General features: G+C 70.8%; 21 protein-coding genes. 6 read left to right on the forward strand and 15 right to left on the reverse strand.

Annotated elements, in window-relative coordinates:
• Positions 1-3: 3 nt before the first annotated feature.
• Positions 4-300 carry a DUF4229 domain-containing protein gene (locus DEJ33_RS06220; RefSeq protein WP_111078304.1) on the forward strand — a complete coding sequence of 99 codons (297 nt, stop codon included), beginning with the start codon at positions 4-6 and terminating at the stop codon, positions 298-300.
• Positions 301-362: 62 nt separating this feature from the next.
• Here the strand turns inward: DEJ33_RS06220 and DEJ33_RS06225 are convergent, their stop codons facing one another.
• The 4 genes from DEJ33_RS06225 to DEJ33_RS06240 all read right to left on the reverse strand — a co-directional run bounded on the left by DEJ33_RS06225 (position 363) and on the right by DEJ33_RS06240 (position 3,932).
• A complete protein-coding gene (locus DEJ33_RS06225) occupies positions 363-1,367 on the reverse strand; it encodes a 1,4-dihydroxy-2-naphthoate polyprenyltransferase (protein ID WP_111078305.1) in 1,005 nt (334 codons plus the stop codon).
• A gap of 71 nt (positions 1,368-1,438) precedes the next feature.
• Positions 1,439-2,575, reverse strand: a complete 1,137-nt coding sequence (locus DEJ33_RS06230; RefSeq protein WP_111078306.1) for an AMP-binding protein — start codon at positions 2,573-2,575, stop codon at positions 1,439-1,441.
• Positions 2,575-3,504 (reverse strand): 1,4-dihydroxy-2-naphthoyl-CoA synthase, encoded by a 930-nt coding sequence (locus DEJ33_RS06235; protein ID WP_111078307.1) that lies wholly within the window; start codon positions 3,502-3,504, stop codon positions 2,575-2,577. The genes DEJ33_RS06230 and DEJ33_RS06235 overlap by 1 nt, the downstream gene beginning before the upstream one ends.
• A 50-nt stretch (positions 3,505-3,554) precedes the next feature.
• Positions 3,555-3,932, reverse strand: a complete 378-nt coding sequence (locus DEJ33_RS06240; protein WP_111237751.1) for a hypothetical protein — start codon at positions 3,930-3,932, stop codon at positions 3,555-3,557.
• Between the two features lie 148 nt (positions 3,933-4,080).
• On the opposite strand from DEJ33_RS06240, the gene DEJ33_RS06245 reads away from it, so the two are divergent.
• Complete coding sequence (locus DEJ33_RS06245) at positions 4,081-5,103, forward strand: o-succinylbenzoate synthase (RefSeq protein ID WP_258374624.1); 1,023 nt, start codon at positions 4,081-4,083, stop codon at positions 5,101-5,103.
• 91 nt (positions 5,104-5,194) lie between these two features.
• Here the strand turns inward: DEJ33_RS06245 and ccsB are convergent, their stop codons facing one another.
• From ccsB to DEJ33_RS06275, 6 genes are all read right to left on the reverse strand, one after another.
• On the reverse strand, positions 5,195-6,208 hold the full coding sequence (gene ccsB, locus DEJ33_RS06250; protein ID WP_375334701.1) for a c-type cytochrome biogenesis protein CcsB: 1,014 nt from the start codon (positions 6,206-6,208) through the stop codon (positions 5,195-5,197).
• On the reverse strand, positions 6,205-7,944 hold the full coding sequence (locus tag DEJ33_RS06255) for a cytochrome c biogenesis protein ResB (protein ID WP_111078310.1): 1,740 nt from the start codon (positions 7,942-7,944) through the stop codon (positions 6,205-6,207). The genes ccsB and DEJ33_RS06255 overlap by 4 nt, the downstream gene beginning before the upstream one ends.
• Positions 7,928-8,674, reverse strand: a complete 747-nt coding sequence (locus DEJ33_RS06260) for a cytochrome c biogenesis CcdA family protein (RefSeq protein ID WP_111078311.1) — start codon at positions 8,672-8,674, stop codon at positions 7,928-7,930. Before DEJ33_RS06260 ends, DEJ33_RS06255 begins: the two co-directional genes overlap by 17 nt.
• 3 nt (positions 8,675-8,677) lie before the next feature.
• On the reverse strand, positions 8,678-9,319 hold the full coding sequence (locus tag DEJ33_RS06265) for a TlpA disulfide reductase family protein (protein WP_111078312.1): 642 nt from the start codon (positions 9,317-9,319) through the stop codon (positions 8,678-8,680).
• Positions 9,316-9,972, reverse strand: a complete 657-nt coding sequence (locus tag DEJ33_RS06270) for a histidine phosphatase family protein (RefSeq protein WP_111078313.1) — start codon at positions 9,970-9,972, stop codon at positions 9,316-9,318. The genes DEJ33_RS06265 and DEJ33_RS06270 overlap by 4 nt, the downstream gene beginning before the upstream one ends.
• Before the next feature lie 78 nt (positions 9,973-10,050).
• Positions 10,051-11,535, reverse strand: coding sequence for a SulP family inorganic anion transporter (locus DEJ33_RS06275; RefSeq protein ID WP_375342143.1), 1,485 nt, complete (start codon positions 11,533-11,535; stop codon positions 10,051-10,053).
• Between the two features lie 82 nt (positions 11,536-11,617).
• Here DEJ33_RS06275 and DEJ33_RS06280 point away from each other — a divergent pair, with 82 nt between their 5' ends.
• Complete coding sequence (locus DEJ33_RS06280; RefSeq protein WP_111078315.1) at positions 11,618-12,016, forward strand: MerR family transcriptional regulator; 399 nt, start codon at positions 11,618-11,620, stop codon at positions 12,014-12,016.
• 317 nt (positions 12,017-12,333) lie between these two features.
• On the forward strand, positions 12,334-13,674 hold the full coding sequence (aspS, locus tag DEJ33_RS06285) for an aspartate--tRNA(Asn) ligase (protein ID WP_111194476.1): 1,341 nt from the start codon (positions 12,334-12,336) through the stop codon (positions 13,672-13,674).
• A 153-nt stretch (positions 13,675-13,827) separates the two neighbouring features.
• Here the strand turns inward: aspS and DEJ33_RS06290 are convergent, their stop codons facing one another.
• The 5 genes from DEJ33_RS06290 to DEJ33_RS06310 all read right to left on the reverse strand — a co-directional run bounded on the left by DEJ33_RS06290 (position 13,828) and on the right by DEJ33_RS06310 (position 15,567).
• Complete coding sequence (locus DEJ33_RS06290) at positions 13,828-14,121, reverse strand: Dabb family protein (RefSeq protein WP_111079608.1); 294 nt, start codon at positions 14,119-14,121, stop codon at positions 13,828-13,830.
• Positions 14,118-14,372 carry a glutaredoxin family protein gene (locus DEJ33_RS06295; RefSeq protein ID WP_110902606.1) on the reverse strand — a complete coding sequence of 85 codons (255 nt, stop codon included), beginning with the start codon at positions 14,370-14,372 and terminating at the stop codon, positions 14,118-14,120. Before DEJ33_RS06295 ends, DEJ33_RS06290 begins: the two co-directional genes overlap by 4 nt.
• Positions 14,373-14,523: 151 nt before the next feature.
• Positions 14,524-14,622, reverse strand: a complete 99-nt coding sequence (locus tag DEJ33_RS06300) for a 30S ribosomal protein bS22 (RefSeq protein ID WP_003792170.1) — start codon at positions 14,620-14,622, stop codon at positions 14,524-14,526.
• Positions 14,623-14,769: 147 nt separating this feature from the next.
• Positions 14,770-14,964, reverse strand: coding sequence for a helix-turn-helix domain-containing protein (locus tag DEJ33_RS06305; protein WP_058729786.1), 195 nt, complete (start codon positions 14,962-14,964; stop codon positions 14,770-14,772).
• Positions 14,965-15,051: 87 nt separating this feature from the next.
• Positions 15,052-15,567, reverse strand: coding sequence for a helix-turn-helix transcriptional regulator (locus tag DEJ33_RS06310; RefSeq protein ID WP_110902605.1), 516 nt, complete (start codon positions 15,565-15,567; stop codon positions 15,052-15,054).
• Between the two features lie 72 nt (positions 15,568-15,639).
• On the opposite strand from DEJ33_RS06310, the gene DEJ33_RS06315 reads away from it, so the two are divergent.
• The gene (locus DEJ33_RS06315; protein WP_111079607.1) at positions 15,640-17,076 is read left to right on the forward strand and encodes a TrkH family potassium uptake protein; all 1,437 of its coding nucleotides are present in this window, start codon (positions 15,640-15,642) and stop codon (positions 17,074-17,076) included.
• Positions 17,069-17,764 carry a TrkA family potassium uptake protein gene (locus tag DEJ33_RS06320; protein WP_181432901.1) on the forward strand — a complete coding sequence of 232 codons (696 nt, stop codon included), beginning with the start codon at positions 17,069-17,071 and terminating at the stop codon, positions 17,762-17,764. The genes DEJ33_RS06315 and DEJ33_RS06320 overlap by 8 nt, the downstream gene beginning before the upstream one ends.
• Positions 17,765-17,784 lie beyond the last annotated feature (20 nt).

A 17,784-nucleotide genomic window follows, 5' to 3' on the forward strand; every position in this document is an offset into this window, starting at 1 on the left:
AGGGTGAAAGCGTGGCTCGTCTACACCCTGGCTCGGCTCGGCATCTTCGTCGTCGCACTCGTCGTGCTGCTCGTGATCGGGCTGCCCTGGTACTGGGCGGCGATCGGGGCGGCACTCATCGGCCTGCTCGTCTCGTACATCGCACTCCCGGGGTTGCGCGGCGCCGTGACGACCACCATCGCCGAGCGCCGTGCCCGTCCCGAGCGCGATGCGGACAGCGACTTCGAGGACGATTTCGTCGACACCGCCGACGCGACCGACACCGACGTCACGCTCCGGAAGCACCCCGACGAGGCCTGACCGACAGCGACCGGCCGACAGCACCCGGCCGACGGTTCCCGTCGGACGGCGCCCGCCCGCAGCTACGGCTGGACGGCGAGCGTGACGCCGAGCACCACGCCGTACGCCAGCGCCGAGAACGACGACAGCTGCAGGGCCGTGATGAGCTCGCGCGGCTTCCGCGACGTCACCCCGATCAGCAGCGCCGGCAGCGCGAGCAGCAGCGAGAAGTACGTGAAGCCGGACCGGAAGTACAGCAGCACGAACCAGACCAGCACGACGTAGGGCAGCAGCAGGAAGAGCGCGAAGAGCACCCGCGCCACCGGCCCGCCGACCACGACGGCGAGCGTGCGCTTGCCAGCCGCGGTGTCCTCGTCGATGTCGCGGATGTTGTTCACCATGAGCACCGCGCACGCGAACAGGCCGGCAGCCACGGCCGCTGCCCACCCGCTGAGGGTCGCCTGCCCGATCAGCACGTGCTGGGTGCCGAGGACCGCGACGAGTCCGAAGAACACGAAGACGAAGACCTCGCCCAGGGCGTTGTACCCGTAGGGCTTCTTGCCGCCGGTGTAGAACCAGGCGGCGACGATCGCGGCCGCGCCCACGAGCAGGAGCCACCAGAGCTGGGTGAGCGCCACGATGATGATGCCGGCGACGGCGGCCAGCCCGAAGAACGTCAGCGCGACGGTGAGCACGGTGCGGGGCTTCGCGAGGCCCGCTCCGGTCAGCCGGGCGGGGCCGACGCGGAACTCGTCCGTGCCGCGCACCCCGTCGGAGTAGTCGTTGCTGTAGTTCACACCGATCTGCAGGAACAGCGCGACGGCGAGCGCGAGCAGGGCGATCGCCAGGTGTGCGTCCGTACCGAGGAAGGCGCCGAAGTCACCGGTCGCCTTGCTGTCGACGTAGGCCACTGCGGTGCCGAGCACCACGGGCACGACGCCGAGGGTCAGGGTCCGCAGACGCGCCCCGCCGATCCAGTCGCGTGCGGTCGCCCGCCGGACGGTGCGCTGCGGGGCAGCGGCCTTCGCCGGGTTGCCGGACCGGCCCTTCGGACGTGTCGTGTTCTTCGCTCGTGCCACGACCGCCAATCGTACCGGCGAGTGACGTGCCGCCCGTGCGGACCGGCCGCCGGGTGGGTGTCAGGGCCGGGAGGCCCGGTTCAGCCTCGCGGGTCGGCCAGCGTCCGCACCGCGCGCCGGTCGGGTTTGCCGGACGCCAGCATCGGCATCCGGTCCACGAGGATCACCTCGACCGGTCGGGCCGCCCGTCCGAGGGTGTCTCCGACGCGGGAGCGGACGAGCTGGAGGTCGACGGGCTGCTCGGTCACGACGACCGGCACTTCGCCCCACTCCCCCGACGTCCGCCTGGTGACGACGGCACCGTGCTGCCCGGGGAGCTCCCGCACGATCCGCTCGACCGCGCCGAGCGGCACCTTCTCGCCCCCGGAGATGACGACGTCGTCGAGACGGCCGGTGACCCGGACCCGACCGTCGACGATCGTCGCGGCGTCACCGGTGCGGTACCAGCGGTGCCCGTCGCGTTCGGTGAAGGTCGCTGCCGTCCGCGCCGGGTCGTCGAGGTACCCCTCGGCGAGCATCGGACCGGTCAGCTGCAGTTCCCCGTCGACGAGCTCGGCGTGGACCGTGCCCAGCGGCGCACCGTCGTACACACAGCCGCCGCTGGTCTCGCTCGCGCCGTAGGTCGTCACCACGCGGATACCGGCGGCACGGGCACGCTCCCGCAGGGCCGTCGGCGTCGCCTGACCGCCCACCAGGACCGCGTCGAACCGGCCGAGCGCCGCCGTCGCCCGCGGGTCGTCGAGGACCCGGGCGAGCTGCACCGGCACCAGCGACGTGTACCGCCGAGGTGCCGCGGGTCCGACCACGAGCCGGTCGGCCGCGTCCGTGAACGCGCCCGCGTCGAAGTGCCCGGACGGCAGCACGACGGGGGTCGTCCCCGCGGCGATCGACCGCGTCAGGACGTTGAGCCCGGCGATGTAGTGCGTCGGCAGCGCGAGGACCCAGACGCCCGGTCCGCCGAGGGCGGCGTCCGCGGCAGCGGCCCCGGCGAGCAGCGCGTCCGCGGAGAGGGCGACACGCTTGCCGGTCCCGGTGGAGCCGCTCGTCTCGACGACCAGGGCGACCCGCTGCGGGACGGCGGCCGGTGGCGGTGTCGGCAGCGCCGGAGCCCCCTCGGCGACCGGGGCCAGCGCGGGGCCGCCGGCGAGTGCCGCCTCCAGTCCGCGCAGCACCGCCATCGGGTCGGACGCACCCAGCGCGACGAGCGGACGGGCCATCAGTAGTGCCAGGGGAACGCGGTCCAGTCGGGCGAGCGCTTCTCGAGGAACGAGTCGCGGCCCTCGACGGCCTCGTCGGTGCCGTAGGCGAGGCGTGTGGCCTCACCGGCGAAGACCTGCTGGCCGACCATGCCGTCGTCCACCGCGTTGAAGGCGTACTTGAGCATCCGGATCGCCGTCGGGGACTTGCCGAGGATCGTGTCGCCCCAGCGGATCGCCTCGCGCTCCAGGTCCTCGTGCGGCACCACCCTGTTGACGGCACCCATCTCGTACGCACGCTGGGCGGAGTACTCCTCGGCGAGGAAGAAGACCTCGCGCGCGAGCTTCTGGCCGATCTGCTTCGCGTAGTAGGCGCTGCCGTAGCCGCCGTCGAACGACCCGACGTCGGCGTCCGTCTGCTTGAACCTGCCGTGCTCGGCGCTGGCGATCGTCAGGTCGCAGATCGCGTGGAGGGAGTGTCCACCGCCGGCGGCCCACCCGGGCACGACCGCGATGACGACCTTCGGCATCATCCGGATCAGCCGCTGGACCTCGAGGATGTGCAAGCGGCCCATCGAGGCCTGCGCGGCAGCGGGATCGACGCCCTCGGGCGGAGCACCCTCGTCGCCGACGTACTGGTAGCCGCTCCGTCCCCGGATGCGCTGGTCGCCCCCGGAGCAGAACGCCCACCCGCCGTCCTTCGGGCTCGGTCCGTTGCCGGTCAGCAGCACGACCCCGACGCGCGGGTCCTGGCGGGCGTCGTCGAGGGCGCGGTACAGCTCGTCGACGGTCCGCGGGCGGAAGGCGTTGCGCACCTCGGGGCGGTCGAAGGCGACGCGCACCATGCCGCCGGAGACGTGCTTGTGGTACGTGATGTCGGTGAACCGCTCGGCGATCGGAGCGGTGGTCCAGACGTCGGGGTCGAACAGGTCGGAGACGGCAGAGGGCATGCTCCGAACCTACCGCTGGGCTCCTGCCCGGGCCGTCGCGTGCCGGCTGTCTAGTCGCCGCCCATGCCGGAGAGCATCTCGGGAGCGACGATGACGAGCAGGACGATGAGGATCACCGGGTTGGCGAAGAACGCCAGGACCACGCCGATGACGCCGTACCAGCGGCCGAACGACCCGACCGCGGCGATGAAGCCCAGGACCGCGGCGACCAGGGTGAGGAACACCACGACGAAGCAGATGCCGAACGCGAAGGTCGTGTCACCGCCCACGAACACCGCGAAGGCGCTGGCGTCCACCGCGGCGGCGACCACCGCGAGGCCGAGGGCGATCTTGCCGGTGATCGGGTTCTTCCGACGACGAGCTGCAGGCTGCCGGGTGACGTCGACGGTGCCCTGACGCATCAGTCGCGCGAACTCGTCCGTCGCCACCGAGCCTCCTCGTCCGTCCTGGCCGGCGATCCTGATCGGCACCGGCACCGCCGACCGGTGGTCGACCGCAGCGATGCTAGTGCGCTGCCCTGGCGGTCCCCTCGGAGGAACCGTGAGGCGCCCTGGACGCCCCTGCGAAGATGGCCGGGTGCCCGATGTGACCCCGCAGGACCCGTTCGTCCCCGCCGACGTGCCCGAGCTCCGCGACCTGCTTCCGACCGCCCGGGTCGTCGCCCTGCCGATGCGGGTCCGGTTCCGCGGCATCACCGTCCGCGAGGCGCTCGTGTTCCGCGGTCCCGAGGGCTGGACCGAGTTCTCCCCCTTCGTCGAGTACGACGACACCGAGTCGGCCGCCTGGCTCCGCGCCGCGGTCGACTTCGGTTGGACCCGGCACGAGCCCGGCGCCGACAGCGTCCCCGTCAACGCCACGGTGCCCGCGATCGCCGCCGCGGACGTCGCGGACCTGCTCCGTCGCTACCCCGGCTGCACCACCGCGAAGGTGAAGGTCGCCGAACCCGGCACGACGATCGAGGACGACGTCGCCCGGGTCGCCGCGGTCCGCCGCGTGATGGGCGACGACGCCGACGTGCGGATCGACGCGAACGGCCTGTGGTCCCTCGACCAGGCGACCACCGCCCTCGAGCAGCTGGCACCGTTCCGACTGCAGTACGCCGAGCAGCCCGTCGCCGCCGTCGCGGACCTCGCCGCGCTGCGCACCCGGGTCGCCGGTCTCGGAGTCCGGATCGCCGCGGACGAGAGCGTCCGGAAGGCGTCCGACCCGCTCGCCGTCGCCCGTGCCGGCGCCGCGGACGTACTGATCGTCAAGGCGCAGCCCCTCGGCGGGATCACCGCGGCGCAGGCCGTGATGGCCGAGGCCGGACTGCCCTGCGTGGTCTCCAGCGCGATCGACACCTCGGTCGGCCTGGGCATGGGGGCGTTCCTGGCGTCGCGGGCGATGGCCCCCGGCTACGCGGCCGGACTGGGCACCGCGGCGATGTTCACGGGAGACCTCACCGCCGAGCCGCTGCTGCCGGTCGGGGGCCGCGTCGCCGTGCGTCGGGTCGAGCCGGATCCCGACCTCCTCGACCAGTGGGCAGCCTCCCCCGAGCGGACCGGGTGGTGGCTGGCGCGGCTCCGGCGCGTGCACGCGCTGCTCGTGGCTCGTCCGTAGGCCCGCCGCACGGACGGACGGGAGGCCCGACACCAGCTGGTGTCGGGCCTCCCGTCCGCCTGCGACCCGTCTGGGGAGCCGGGCCGTCCGGTCACAGACCGGAGTAGCTGTGCAGCCCCTTGAAGAAGACGTTGACGACCGAGAAGTTGAACATCACAGCGGCGAAGCCGATGAGCGCGAGCCACGACGACCGGGCGCCACGCCAGCCGCGGGTCGCCCGCGCGTGGATGTAGCCGGCGTAGAGGACCCAGATGATGAACGTCCAGACCTCCTTCGTGTCCCACCCCCAGTAGCGACCCCAGGCCCGCTCGGCCCAGATGGCACCGGCGATGAGCGTGAAGGTCCAGAGCACGAAGCCGACGAGGATCACGCGGTAGCTGAGCACCTCGAGCCGGTCGGCGTCGGGCAGCGTCTCCATGAAACGGAGACCGCGCGAGACCGGACGGCCCTGGCGATACGTCTGGACCAGCTGGGACACCGCCAGGCCGGCGCCGAGGGCGAAGAACCCGGTGCCGGCGATGGCGACGAAGACGTGGATGACGAGCCAGTAGGACTCGAGCGCGGGCACCAGCGGGCGCACCGGCACGTAGTAGTTCACGGTCGCGATGCCGAGCAGGATGATCACCAGGCCGGTGATGAACACCCCGAGGAACTTGAGGTCCTGCCAGAACTGCACGAGCAGGAACACGGCGATGATCAGGCCCGTGCCCGTCAGCGAGAACTCGAACATGTTGCCCCACGGCACACGGTCGGCCGCGATGCCGCGGAGCACGATCGCGCCGATGTGGACGACGAGGGCCAGGATCGTCATCGCCATGCCGACGCGCTCGAACTTCGAGCCACGCTGGCCACCGCCGCCGACGTCGTCACCGTCACGCTTCTGCTGGACACGTTCGAGGACGACGGTGCCGCCCTGGACGGTCGCGACCGTGGTGGCGGTCGCGTCGTCACGGTCCGAGGACGAACCACCGCGGGTGGTCTCGAGCCCGACGTCGCCGGCACGCTTCGCCATGTCGAGCGCGAAGGAGATGAACGCGATGACGTAGACCGCCATCGCGGAGTACGTCAGCACGACCGAGTAGGTCGCAAGGGTCGTCGTGTTCACTTGCTGATCCTAACGCCGAGGTCCGACATGTGCTTCTGGGCGATGTCCGCGACCGCGCGTTCGAGGTTGGGGTCCTCGCCGCGGGCGAGCCCGGCGTACTCGAGGTCGAACCCGCCGTCCTCGGCCCCGGTCCGGCGCACCGCCTTGACCCACACGCGACGGCGCGGGACGAACAGCGAGGTGAGCAGGCCGAGGACCGACAGGATCGCGAAGAAGGCGACCCAGAGCTGTGACGGGTCGTGGTGCACGTCGAGGGACACGTACCGCTTGACCCCGTCGAACGTGATCGAACCGGCGCCGTCCGGCAGCTGCTTCGTCTGACCGGGCTTCATCGCGATGCTCGCCGTGTCGGACTGCCGGCCCGCGATCTGCTGCAGGCCCTTGGTCGAGAGCTGGTAGACGCTCTGCGGCACGCCGTCGTCGAGGCCGAGGTCGCCGGTGTACACCTGCAACGACAGCATCGGGTTCTTGACGTCCGGGTAGTTCGAGGTGAAGGCGCCGGCGTTGGTGCCGCTGGTCTGCTGCACGGCGGTCGGGTAGAAGAACCCGATCATGCCGAGCTGGTCGGGCGACGCGTCCGGCACCTTGATGACACCGGTGGAGGTGTAGTTCCCGTCCTCGGGCAGGAACGGCACGACGTCCTGGAACGCCACGTTGCCCTTGCCGTCGCGGACGGTGACCTGCATCGCGTACCCGTTGCCGAGCAGGTAGACGTTCGTCCCGCCGATCGCCAGCGGCTCGTTCACGCCGAGGCGGCTCGTCTTCGCGGTGCCGTCCTTCGTGCGTGCCGTGACGGTGGCCGAGTAGTCGGTCGCCTGGCCGAGGGCGTCGAGGTTCGTCTCCTCGTACTTCGTCGTGAACCGGTCGAGGGTCAGGTTGTAGCCCTTGAGGTCCGACTGCGAGAACCAGCGTCCGGGGTTGAACGAGTCGTACGAGCCGAGGACGTTGGTGAACGTCTGCCCCTCGACCAGCAGCCGCTGCCCGGTGTAGCTGAACCCGCCGCCCAGGCCGACCGCGAGCAGCACGCCGACGAGCGCCGCGTGGAACACCAGGTTGCCGGTCTCGCGCAGGTACCCGCGTTCGGCGCTGACCGAGTCACCGAACCGCTCGACGCGGTAGCCCGACTTCCGCAGCTGCGTCATGGCCGTCGTGACCGCGTGGTCGACGGTCGGGAGGCCCGTGGTCGCGCCCGCATCGCCGTCGACGGTCTCGGGACTGATCGTCACGGACCGGTAGCCGGCCAGGCGGCCGAGTCGCGCCGGGGTCCTCGGCGGCCGGGTGCGGAGCGCCTGCCAGTGGTGCCGGGTGCGCGGCACGATGCAGCCGATGAGCGAGATGAAGAGGAGCAGGTAGATCGCCGAGAACCACACCGAGGTGTAGGTGTCGAAGACCTGCAGTTTCTCGAGCACCGGGGACAGTTGCGGGTGGCTGTTCTTGTACTGCACGACGCCGTTGGGGTCCGCCTGGGTCTGCGGCACGAGGGAACCCGGGATCGCCGCGAGGGCGAGGAGCATGAGCAGGAAGAGCGCCGTCCGCATGCTCGTCAGCTGCCGCCAGGCGAACCGGAGGGAGCCGACCAGACCGAGCTTCGGCTGCGTGACGCCGTCGGACTCGTCGACCACGACGGGCGTGCCGTCGACGTGGTCGGACGGGCGCTGCGGGTCGGACGAGCTGTCGGCGCCGGTGGTGCCGGCGTCCGTCCGGCCGTCTTCGTCGATGTCAGACCGCGGGGACATAGCTCTGGATCACCGCCCCGACGCTCGACATGACGGCCGACCAGATGCCGGTGACCATGAGCAGACCGATGACGATCAGGATCGCTCCTCCGATGATGTTGACGGTGCGCATGTGCCGCTTGACGACACCGATCGCGCCCGAGGCCCAGCCGGCGCCGAGGGCGACGAGCAGGAACGGGACGCCGAGTCCGATGCAGTACGCGATGCCGAGCACGACGCCCTGCCACGCGCTGCCGGACTGGAAGCTGATGAGGTTGATGGCCGCCAGGGTCGGACCGATGCAGGGCGTCCACCCGAGTGCGAAGACGATGCCGAGCAGCGGTGCGCCGAGCAGACCGGTGCGGGGGGTGAAGTTCGTCTTGACGGTCCGCTGCAGGAACGTGAACCGGCCGATGAACACCAGCCCCATCGCGATCACGACGATGCCCATGAGCTGGACGATGAGGTCACGCCAGCGCACCAGCCAGAAGCCGACGGCGCCGGCGGCCGCGGACCCGAGGACGAAGATGACCGTGAAGCCGAGCACGAAGAGGAGCACACCGAGCAGCACCCGTCCGCGGGAGTGGCGGCTGCCGTCCGCGATGCCGCTGACGTAACCGAGGTAGCCCGGCACGAGGGGAAGGACGCACGGCGACAGGAAGGACACCAGCCCGGCGAGCGCCGCCACCGGCAGGCCGACGAGGAGCTGCCCGCTGAAGATCGCGTCGGCGAAGGGGTTCCCGCTGGACACGGGTCAGGACGCCTTGCCGGTGAGCTCGTCGTCCACCAGGGTCTTCAGGATGCTCGGCCCGTCGACGGCTCCGAGCACGCGGGCCGCGACCCGGCCCCGCTTGTCGAGGACGATCGTGGTCGGCACGGCGTTCGGGGCGATCTCGCCGGAGAGCGCGAGCTGCATGGTGCCGGTGCGGGCGTCGAGCACGGTCGGGTAGTGGACGCCGAACTTCCGCTCGAACGCCTTCGCGGTGCCGGCCTCGTCGCGGACGTTGACGCCGATGAAGTGGACGTCGTCGTCGGCGAACTCGTCCTGGACCGTGTTGAGGTGCCCGGCTTCGGCGCGGCAGGGCGGGCAGCCGGCGTACCAGAAGTTGATGACCACGACGTCGCCGCGCATGGCCTTCGCCGAGAGTTCGTCACCGTCCATCGACTTCGCGGTGAAGTCGATCGGGTCGGTCCGCTTGTCGACCGCGACCTCGGTCACCGCTCCGGTGCCGGAGATGTAGTTCTGGGTGCTGCCCTTGCCGTACTGCTGGGCGAGTGAACCGTCGGCCGAGGTGCACCCGACCAGCACGAGTGCGGCGGCGAGGGCGATCGCGGCGGCCCCGGTGGTCCGGAGACGTGTGGTGCGGACACGGCTCGATCGGGTTGTGCGGGTCACACTGCTCCTTCGTCGACGGCTGACCCGCGGAGGTCGGCCGCCGGGTCCGCGTACCCGACCTCGGTGAAGCGACCGGCGGCGGTGTCGGGTACCCGCTGGAGGCTCGTGATGCTGGACAGGTCGCAGCGGCGCTTGCGCGGGTCGTGCCAGAGCGGCTCCCCCGCCAGGCGTCGGTGCACCATCCAGATCGGCAGTTGGTGGCTGACGAGGACGACGTCCCCGCCGTCGACGCTCTCCCACGCGGTGGCGACGGCGGCGAGCATGCGGTTCGCGATCGACTCGTACGCCTCCCCCCAGCTCGGTCGCCAGGGGTTCGCGATCCACGGCCACTCCGCCGGGCGGCGGACGGAGCGCTTGGTGAACCCGGGGGGCTGACCCTCGTACCGGTTCGTCGGCTCGATCAGGCGTTCGTCGAGACGGACGTCCAGTCCGTACGCGGCTGCCCAGGGAGCGGCGGACTCCTGCGTGCGCTGCAGCGGCGAGGCGACGATCGCGCGGACGTCGACCCCGGCGTCCTTCCAGGCGGCGGCGGACGCCCCGGCCATCCGGGTGCCGAGCTCGCTCAGACCGAAGCCCGGGAGCCGCCCGTAGAGCACACGGTCGGGGTTGTGGACCTCGCCGTGGCGCACGAGGTGGATCGTGTTCGCGGGCATGGGTTCCAGTGTAGGTCGGTCCGGCTCACCCACCCGCCGCACAGCAGATCCACGGCTGCACGACCGTTCAGCGGGCCGTCACCCGAGGTGGCCGGAGAGCCGTCCGTGCAGGGCGATCGACGCGGTGTCCAGGTTGACGACCTCGACGCTCGAACCGTGCTTGGCGAACCGCTGCTCGACCCCGTCGAGGGCGGCCACGGTGCTGGCGTCGAAGACGTGCGCGTCGGTCATGTCGATGACCACGTGTTCCGGGTCCTCGGCGTACGAGAACCGCGTGACCAGGTCGTTCGACGACGCGAAGAACAGGGCACCGCGGACCCGGTAGCGGACCGTGTGCTCGTCGACCGGCTCGCGGACGACCTCGACCACGTACGCGACCCGGCGTGCGAAGACGAGCGCCGCGACGACCACACCGGCCAGGACCCCGGTCGCCAGGTTGTTCGTCGCCAGGACCACCAGCACGGTGATGACCATCACGGCGGTCTCCCCCAGGGGCATCCGGCGGAGCGTGCGGGGGCGGACGCTGTGCCAGTCGAAGGTCGCGACGCAGACCATGAGCATGACGGCGGTCAGCGCGGCCATCGGGATCTCGGCGACCACGTCGTGCAGCACGATCGTGAGCACCAGGATCGCGGCCCCCGCGGTGAAGGTCGACACCCGCGTCCGGGCGCCGGCGGTCTTCACGTTGACGACGGTCTGGCCGATCATCGCGCACCCGCCGGTGCCGCCGAAGAAGGCCGAGGCGATGTTCGCGATGCCCTGGCCCCACGACTCCCGCCAGGCGCTCGACCGGGTCTCGGTGACGGCGTCGACGAGCTGGGCGGTGAGCAGGGTCTCGATGAGCCCGACGATCGCGACGCCGAACGCGTACGGCGCGATGAGCCGCAGGGTGTCGAGCGTGAACGGCACCGTCACACCGTTGAACCCGGGCAGCGCGGTCGGCAGCGCGCCCTCGTCACCGACGGTCGGGACCGCGACACCGAACAGGATCGTGATGCCGGTGATCACGATCACGGCGATGAGCGGTGCCGGGACCGCCCTGGTGAGGAACGGGACACCGATGATGAGCCCGATGCCGAGCGCGGTCAGCGGCCAGACGACGAACGGGACGTCGTCACCGAACAGGTTGGGCAGCTGCGCGGTGAAGATCAGGATCGCGAGCGCGTTCACGAAGGCGACGTTCACGCTCCGCGGGATGAAGCGCATCAGCCGGGCGACCCCGAGGAACCCGAGCACGAGCTGGAAGACGCCGCCGAGCACGATCGTCGGGACCAGGTAGGCGACGCCGTGGTCGCGCACGAGCGGGGCGATGACCAGCGCGACGGACCCCGCGGCGGCGGAGATCATCGCCGGACGCCCACCCACGATCGAGATGACGATCGCGAAGACCACGCTCGAGAAGAGCCCGACGGCCGGATCGACACCCGCGACGACCGAGAACGAGATCGCCTCGGGGATGAGGGCGAGCGCGGTGACGATCCCGGCCAGGACCTCGCGGGTCAGGAGGCGCGGCGAACGCAGGGCGGACAGGACGCTCGTCGCGCCGGGGACGGTGCTGGTCATCGACATCGGCGGCGACTCTACCGCCACGTGAGGGTTGCCGCGACCCGGGCACGCACTCCACCGGCTCTGCCACGATGTCGACATGACCGCCCCCGACGCCCCCGCCACCATGCACATCGGCGAACTCGCCGAACGCACCGGGATGTCGCTCCGGTCGATCCGGCACTACGACGAGGTCGGGCTCCTGGTGCCGAGCGGTCGGACGTCCGGCGGGTTCCGGGTGTACACCGCCGGGGACCTCGAGCGCCTGCTCGTCATCCGCCGCATGAAGCCCCTCGGGTTCACGCTCGAGGAGATGGCCGGACTGCTCAGGGTCGTCGACGGACTGGCCACGGCGGACCCCACCGAGGCACCGGCACTGGCAGCACGGCTCGACGAGTTCCTGGCCGACGCCCGAGCCCGGCACGCCAGGTTGCTGGAGCGGGCCGCGATGGCCGAGGAGTTCATCGGCACCCTCGGACGACTGCGCTCCTCGGTCTGACCTGCGCTCCTCGGTCTGACCTGCGCTCCTCGGGCTGGCCAGCGCTCCTCGGGCTGATCCGTCCCGTCGGCGACCGCTGCCGGTGCGAGGTGGCCAGGCCGCAGCACCCGGGACCCTCCGTCATGGGTCCCTCCCCGTGTCGTTCCGCGACCTGGCCACGACGACGACGGTAGGAGGCTGGCAGAGCCGGGACGGGCCTCCCGTCCGTCCTTGTGGATGAGTGCTGCGACCCGTCCTGCCGTGCAGGAGAGGGCACCGACGAACCGCAGCACTCCCCGTCACCCCACGGGCGCGCCCGGCCGGTAGACTCGACGACCGTGATCGAACGCACCCGCATCGCCGACCTCGCAAGCCTCCCCGACGGCCCCGTCTCCGTGGCCGGATGGGTCGAGACCGTCCGCGATCAGAAGAAGGTGCAGTTCGTCGTCCTCCGCGACGAGAGCGGCGCCGTCCAGCTGGTCAACCCCGCCACCCGTGAAGCCGTCGAGGGGGACGACACCTCCGCCGCGGCCCTCGCCACCACCGAGTCCGTCTCGGGCCTGGCGCACGGGTCGTTCATCTACGTGACCGGCACCCTCAAGCACGACGAGCGCGTCAAGCTCGGCGGGCTCGAGGTCAAGGTCGGCACCCTGACCGTGGTGAGCGCCGCGATCCCGGAGACGCCGATCGCCGACGACTCCTCGCTCGACAAGCGCCTCGACTGGCGCTTCCTCGACCTGCGCAACCGCAAGCAGAACCTGATCTTCCGCATCCAGACCACGCTGGAGCACGCGTTCCGCACGTACTGGGTCGAGCGCGACTACATCGAGATCCACACGCCGAAGCTGATGGCGTCGGCGTCGGAGTCCCGTGCCGAGCTCTTCCAGCTCGAGTACTTCGAGACCACCGCGTACCTGGCGCAGTCGCCGCAGAACTTCAAGCAGATGGCACAGCCCGCCGGCTTCGGTGCCGTGTTCGAGATCGCGGACGCCTTCCGCGCGGACCCGTCCTTCACCTCCCGGCACGCGACCGAGTTCACCAGCGTCGACGCCGAGTTCTCGTGGATCGAGTCCCACGAGGACGTCATGGCGATGCACGAAGAGGTCCTGGTGGCCGGCATCACCGCCGTCAAGGAGAAGTACGGCGACGCCATCCAGGAGGTCTTCGGCTTCGAGCTGCAGGTCCCGTCGACGCCGTTCCCCCGCGTCACCCTGGCCGAGGCCCGGACGATCGTCGCCGACAGCGGCTACGAGGTCGTCCGCGCCGACGGCGACCTGGACCCCGAGGGCGAGCGTCGCGTGTCGGCCTGGGCGAAGGAGCACCACGGCTCGGAGTTCGTCTTCGTCACCGACTACGACGCCTCGATCCGCCCGTACTACCACATGCGTCACGCTGACGACCCGACGCTCACGAACAGCTACGACCTGCTCTTCAACGGCGCCGAGATCTCGACAGGCGCCCAGCGTGAGCACCGGGTCGACGTCCTCACCGCCCAGGCGGAGGAGAAGGGCCTGGACCCCGCCGAGCTCGGCTGGTACCTCGACTTCTTCCGCTACGGCGTCCCGCCGCACGGTGGCTTCGGCATGGGTCTGGCCCGTGTGCTGATGCTCATGCTCGGCGAGCCGTCCATCCGCGAGGTCACCTACCTGTTCCGCGGCCCGACCCGTCTCACGCCCTAGGCGCTTCGGCGGCGCGAACCGCCTTCGCACAACAGGAACCGGCTCGAACCACGGACATCCGTGGTTCGAGCCGGTTTCCGTTGTGCGGTGCCACGGCGCACCGCGCGGGGGCGTCTGCGCGGGGGCGTCGGCGCCGAACCGTCAGGGCCGGAGTCAGTCCTGCCAGTCGATGGCCGCGCGGCTCGTCACCATCGCCCGGATCTCGGCAGCGGCGGCCTGGTGCTCGGGGTGGAACTGGTACTCGTCGAGCCCGGCGAGGTCGTCGAAGGTCGCGACGACCGCCAGGTCCTGGTTCTTCCCCGGGTAGGCGACGTTCTCGACGACCTCGAGCGACCGGACCGACCCGATGACGCCGACCAGACCGGTCAGCAGCTCACGGACGCGTGCGACGGCCACCGCACGGTCCAGGTCCTCACGCAGGGTCCAGGAGACGACGTGACGGATCATGCGTGGGCCCCCGCGAGTTCGATCGCCCGGGCGAGTCGCTCGGCGTCGACGTGCCAGTTGCTGTGCACGCGGCCGTCGACGAGCACGACGGGGATGTCCTCCGCGTACTCCTCCCGGAGTGCGTCGTCATCGAGGATCGACCGCTCCTGGAGGGTCGTGCCGGGGTGGGCGGACACGACCTGTTCCACGACGGGTCGCGCGTCGTCACAGAGGTGGCATCCGGGCTTGGTCAGGAGCGTCACAGCGGGCATGGCACCAGGGTAGTCCGGCGGGACCTCCGGCTGCCGAGCAGCCCGTCATCCGCGGAACGGCAGGCATCGAGGCCGGTCCGGCCGGCGACGACCGGGCCCGGGAAATGCGAAAGCCCCGGCGAACCGGGGCTTCTGCGGCAAGTCTTGCGACTTACTTCTTGTTGCGACGCTGGTGACGCGTCTTGCGAAGGAGCTTGCGGTGCTTCTTCTTCGCCATGCGCTTGCGACGCTTCTTGATGACAGAACCCATGTGGACCTCGCTCGGACTGATGGTGATGTACGGACACCGGGCCGATGAAGCCGCGGAAAATCAACCTGCCCGAGTCTACCGGAGGGCTGTCGCGATGTCGAACGGCGCCGGGACGGACGATGGACGCCCGGGGCGGAGGGGTCGGGGTCAGCCGACGTCGGCGATGCCGCCGCGGAGGAGTTCCGCGACCGCCGACTCGGGGACCCGGAAGGACCGACCGAACCGGATCGCGGGGAGCTCACCGGCGTGCACCATGCGGTAGACGGTCATCTTGGAGACCCGCATCATCTCGGCGACCTCCGCGACGGTGAGGAATCGCACGTCGTCGAAACTGCCGGTCATGATCCGCCTTCGGGTGGCTTGCTTGTTGTGACCTGTGTGGTCTCTGGACACTGTAGAGGCGCGTGAGCCTCGCTGTCCAGCAGCTGCTCAGTCGTCCTCGGGCCGCTTCGTGAACCGGCGCCGGCTGCGGTCGACGACACGCTCCCAGCCCTGCTGCGCGCCGGTGAACGCGACGGTGGCGCGGTGCGACGCCTCGGCCATCACGCGGCCGAGTTCGGTGCCCACCTCGACGGTCGCCTTGCCGGCCGGACCGCTCCGTCGGAAGGACACCGGCTGGCCGTCGAGCGTCCACGACGTCGTCGCCGGTGTGCCGTCGGCGTCCACCGCGTTCGTGAACGGGACAACCCACTCCTCGATGCCGAGCAGCGGTTCCGGGTCCAGTCGGTAGTAGCGGTGCTGACCCTCTTCGCGGCTGGTGACGAGCCCGATGTCCCGGAGCACCCGGAGGTGCTTGGACACGGTGGGCTGCGTCACGCCGAGCCGCAGCACGAGCTGTCCGACACTGAGCTCGCCGCCGGTCGCGTCCGCCCCGTACGCGGTGAGCAGTTCGCCCAGCAGTGCACGCCGGGTCGGGTCCGCGACGACGCTGAAGATGTCGGCCATGGGGAGAGGCTAACCGCCGCGGTGCGGATGTACCATGACGCTCTGTCCCGCCCATGTCCCCGGAGGCATACGATGCTCGATCGCTCCGAGCCGGTCCCCGCCCTGGGCACCGCGTCGGCCCGGCGACGCCCCGGCCGGATCACCACCGCGCTCCGATCGTCGCCCTCCCGCCTGGCGATCCTCGTCTTCATCGTGCTCATCTTCCTGTTCACGGTGCTCTTCATGACGCCGATGGCCGCGGCGGACGGCACGACGACGCACTTCTCCGACGCCCTGTTCACCGCGGCCAGCGTCGTCTGCGTCACCGGGCTCGCGACGGTCGACATGGCGACGCACTGGTCGGTGTTCGGCAAGGTCCTGGTCGTCATCGGGACCCAGATCGGTGCGCTCGGGGTGCTCACCTTCGCGTCGATCCTCGGCCTGGTCGTCACACGTCGGCTGGGCCTCCGCGCGAAGCTCATCGCCGCCGGTGACTCGAACCCGCTGCGGACGCACCACGGCGCCGTCCCGGAAGGACAGGCGGTGCGGCTCGGCGACGTCGGCACGCTGCTGCTCACCGTCGCGGTGAGCACCCTGTCGATCGAGATCGTCCTGGGCCTCCTGCTCCTGCCGAGCGTCCTGGTGACCGGCATCCCGTTCTGGTCGGCGGTCGGCGACTCGTTCTACTACGCAGCGATGGCGTTCACGAACACCGGCTTCGCGCCGAACGCCGACGGCCTCGACCCGTTCGCGCACGACTACTGGTTCCTCAGCCTGCTCATGGTCGGCGTCGTGGCCGGCTCGATCGGCTTCCCGGTGATCCGCACGCTGACCAAGCAGCTGCGCTCCCCCAGACGCTGGCCGATCCACGTGAAGCTGACACTGGTGACGAGCGGCATCCTGCTGCTCGGCGGTGCCGTCACGTACATCGCACTCGAGGCCTCGAACCCCGCCACCTTCGGTCGTGAGGGTGCGGGGCGCACGGCCTTCCAGGCGCTGTTCCTGTCGACGATGACCCGGTCCGGTGGGTTCTCGCTCGTCGACTTCGACGAGCTGCACGGGTCGAGCCTCCTGGTCACGGACATGCTCATGTTCATCGGCGGCGGCTCCGCCTCCACCGCCGGCGGCATCAAGGTCACGACGCTCGCGGTGCTCTTCCTGGCGGCCGTCGCGGAGGCCCGTGGCCGGCAGAGCATGGAGGCGTTCGGCCGCCGGATCCCCAGTGACGTCCTCCGCGTCGCCGTGGCGATCGTCCTGTGGGGGGCCACCATCGTCGCGGTCGCCACCGTCGTGCTGCTGCAGATCACGCACGAGCCGCTCGACCGGGTCCTGTTCGAGGTGATCTCCGCGTTCGCGACGTGCGGGCTGTCCTCCGGGGTGTCCGGCGACCTGCCGGACTCCGGCAAGTACGTGCTCGCCGCGACGATGTTCCTCGGGCGGGTCGGTACAGTGACCATCGCCGCCGCGCTCGCAGCGAGTCAGAGCCGGCAGCTGTTCAGTCGTCCCGAGGAGAGGCCGATCGTTGGCTGACCGAAACCGCACGCACCACCAGCAGGGTCCCGTCAGCCACGACGCGCCCGTGCTGGTCATCGGCCTCGGCCGCTTCGGCGCCGCCACCGCCGGGCAGCTCGAGCGCCAGGGCCGGGACGTCCTGGTCGTCGACACCGACGCTGCCCTGGTGCAGAAGTGGTCGGACCGGGTCACCCACGCGGTGCAGGCGGACGCGACCGACATGGACGCGCTCCGGCAGATCGGCGCGCAGGACTTCGCGATCGCCGTCGTCGGGACCGGATCGGACCTCGAATCGAGCGTGCTCATCACGGCGAACCTCGTGGACCTCGGGGTGCCGCAGATCTGGGCGAAGGCGATCAGCCGGTCGCACGGCACGATCCTCAGCCGCATCGGCGCGAACCACGTGGTCTACCCGGAGCGCGAGGCCGGCGAGCGGACGGCGCACCTGGTGTCCGGCCGGATGCTCGACTTCATCGAGTTCGACGACGACTTCGCCGTGGTCAAGATGTTCCCGCCGCGAGCCGTCCGGGGCCGGGACCTGGCGACGACGGTGATCCGCACACGCTTCGGCCTGACGGTGCTCGGGATCAAGCCGCCCGGGCAGGCCTTCGTGCCGGCGACACCGGACAGCGTCATCGGCGAGGACGACCTCATCATCGTCTCCGGCACCGAGACCGACCTCGAACGGTTCGCCGCGCTCGAGTAGCCCCCTCGGCTGGCCGCCCC

The organism is Curtobacterium sp. MCPF17_047, assembly GCF_003234045.1.
Taxonomy (GTDB): Bacteria; Actinomycetota; Actinomycetes; order Actinomycetales; family Microbacteriaceae; genus Curtobacterium.

Coding starts and splice junctions, on each gene's coding strand:
- DEJ33_RS06230 (WP_111078306.1), bottom strand. CDS start 2,575: ATGGCCCGTCCGCTCGTCGCGCTGGGTGCGTCCGACCCGATGGCGGTG.
- DEJ33_RS06235 (WP_111078307.1), bottom strand. CDS start 3,504: ATGCCCTCTGCCGTCTCCGACCTGTTCGACCCCGACGTCTGGACCACC.
- DEJ33_RS06255 (WP_111078310.1), bottom strand. CDS start 7,944: ATGTCCCCGCGGTCTGACATCGACGAAGACGGCCGGACGGACGCCGGC.
- DEJ33_RS06270 (WP_111078313.1), bottom strand. CDS start 9,972: ATGCCCGCGAACACGATCCACCTCGTGCGCCACGGCGAGGTCCACAAC.
- DEJ33_RS06275 (WP_375342143.1), bottom strand. CDS start 11,535: ATGACCAGCACCGTCCCCGGCGCGACGAGCGTCCTGTCCGCCCTGCGT.
- DEJ33_RS06280 (WP_111078315.1), top strand. CDS start 11,618: ATGACCGCCCCCGACGCCCCCGCCACCATGCACATCGGCGAACTCGCC.
- DEJ33_RS06290 (WP_111079608.1), bottom strand. CDS start 14,121: ATGATCCGTCACGTCGTCTCCTGGACCCTGCGTGAGGACCTGGACCGT.
- DEJ33_RS06295 (WP_110902606.1), bottom strand. CDS start 14,372: ATGCCCGCTGTGACGCTCCTGACCAAGCCCGGATGCCACCTCTGTGAC.
- DEJ33_RS06300 (WP_003792170.1), bottom strand. CDS start 14,622: ATGGGTTCTGTCATCAAGAAGCGTCGCAAGCGCATGGCGAAGAAGAAG.
- DEJ33_RS06305 (WP_058729786.1), bottom strand. CDS start 14,964: ATGACCGGCAGTTTCGACGACGTGCGATTCCTCACCGTCGCGGAGGTC.
- DEJ33_RS06310 (WP_110902605.1), bottom strand. CDS start 15,567: ATGGCCGACATCTTCAGCGTCGTCGCGGACCCGACCCGGCGTGCACTG.
- DEJ33_RS06315 (WP_111079607.1), top strand. CDS start 15,640: ATGCTCGATCGCTCCGAGCCGGTCCCCGCCCTGGGCACCGCGTCGGCC.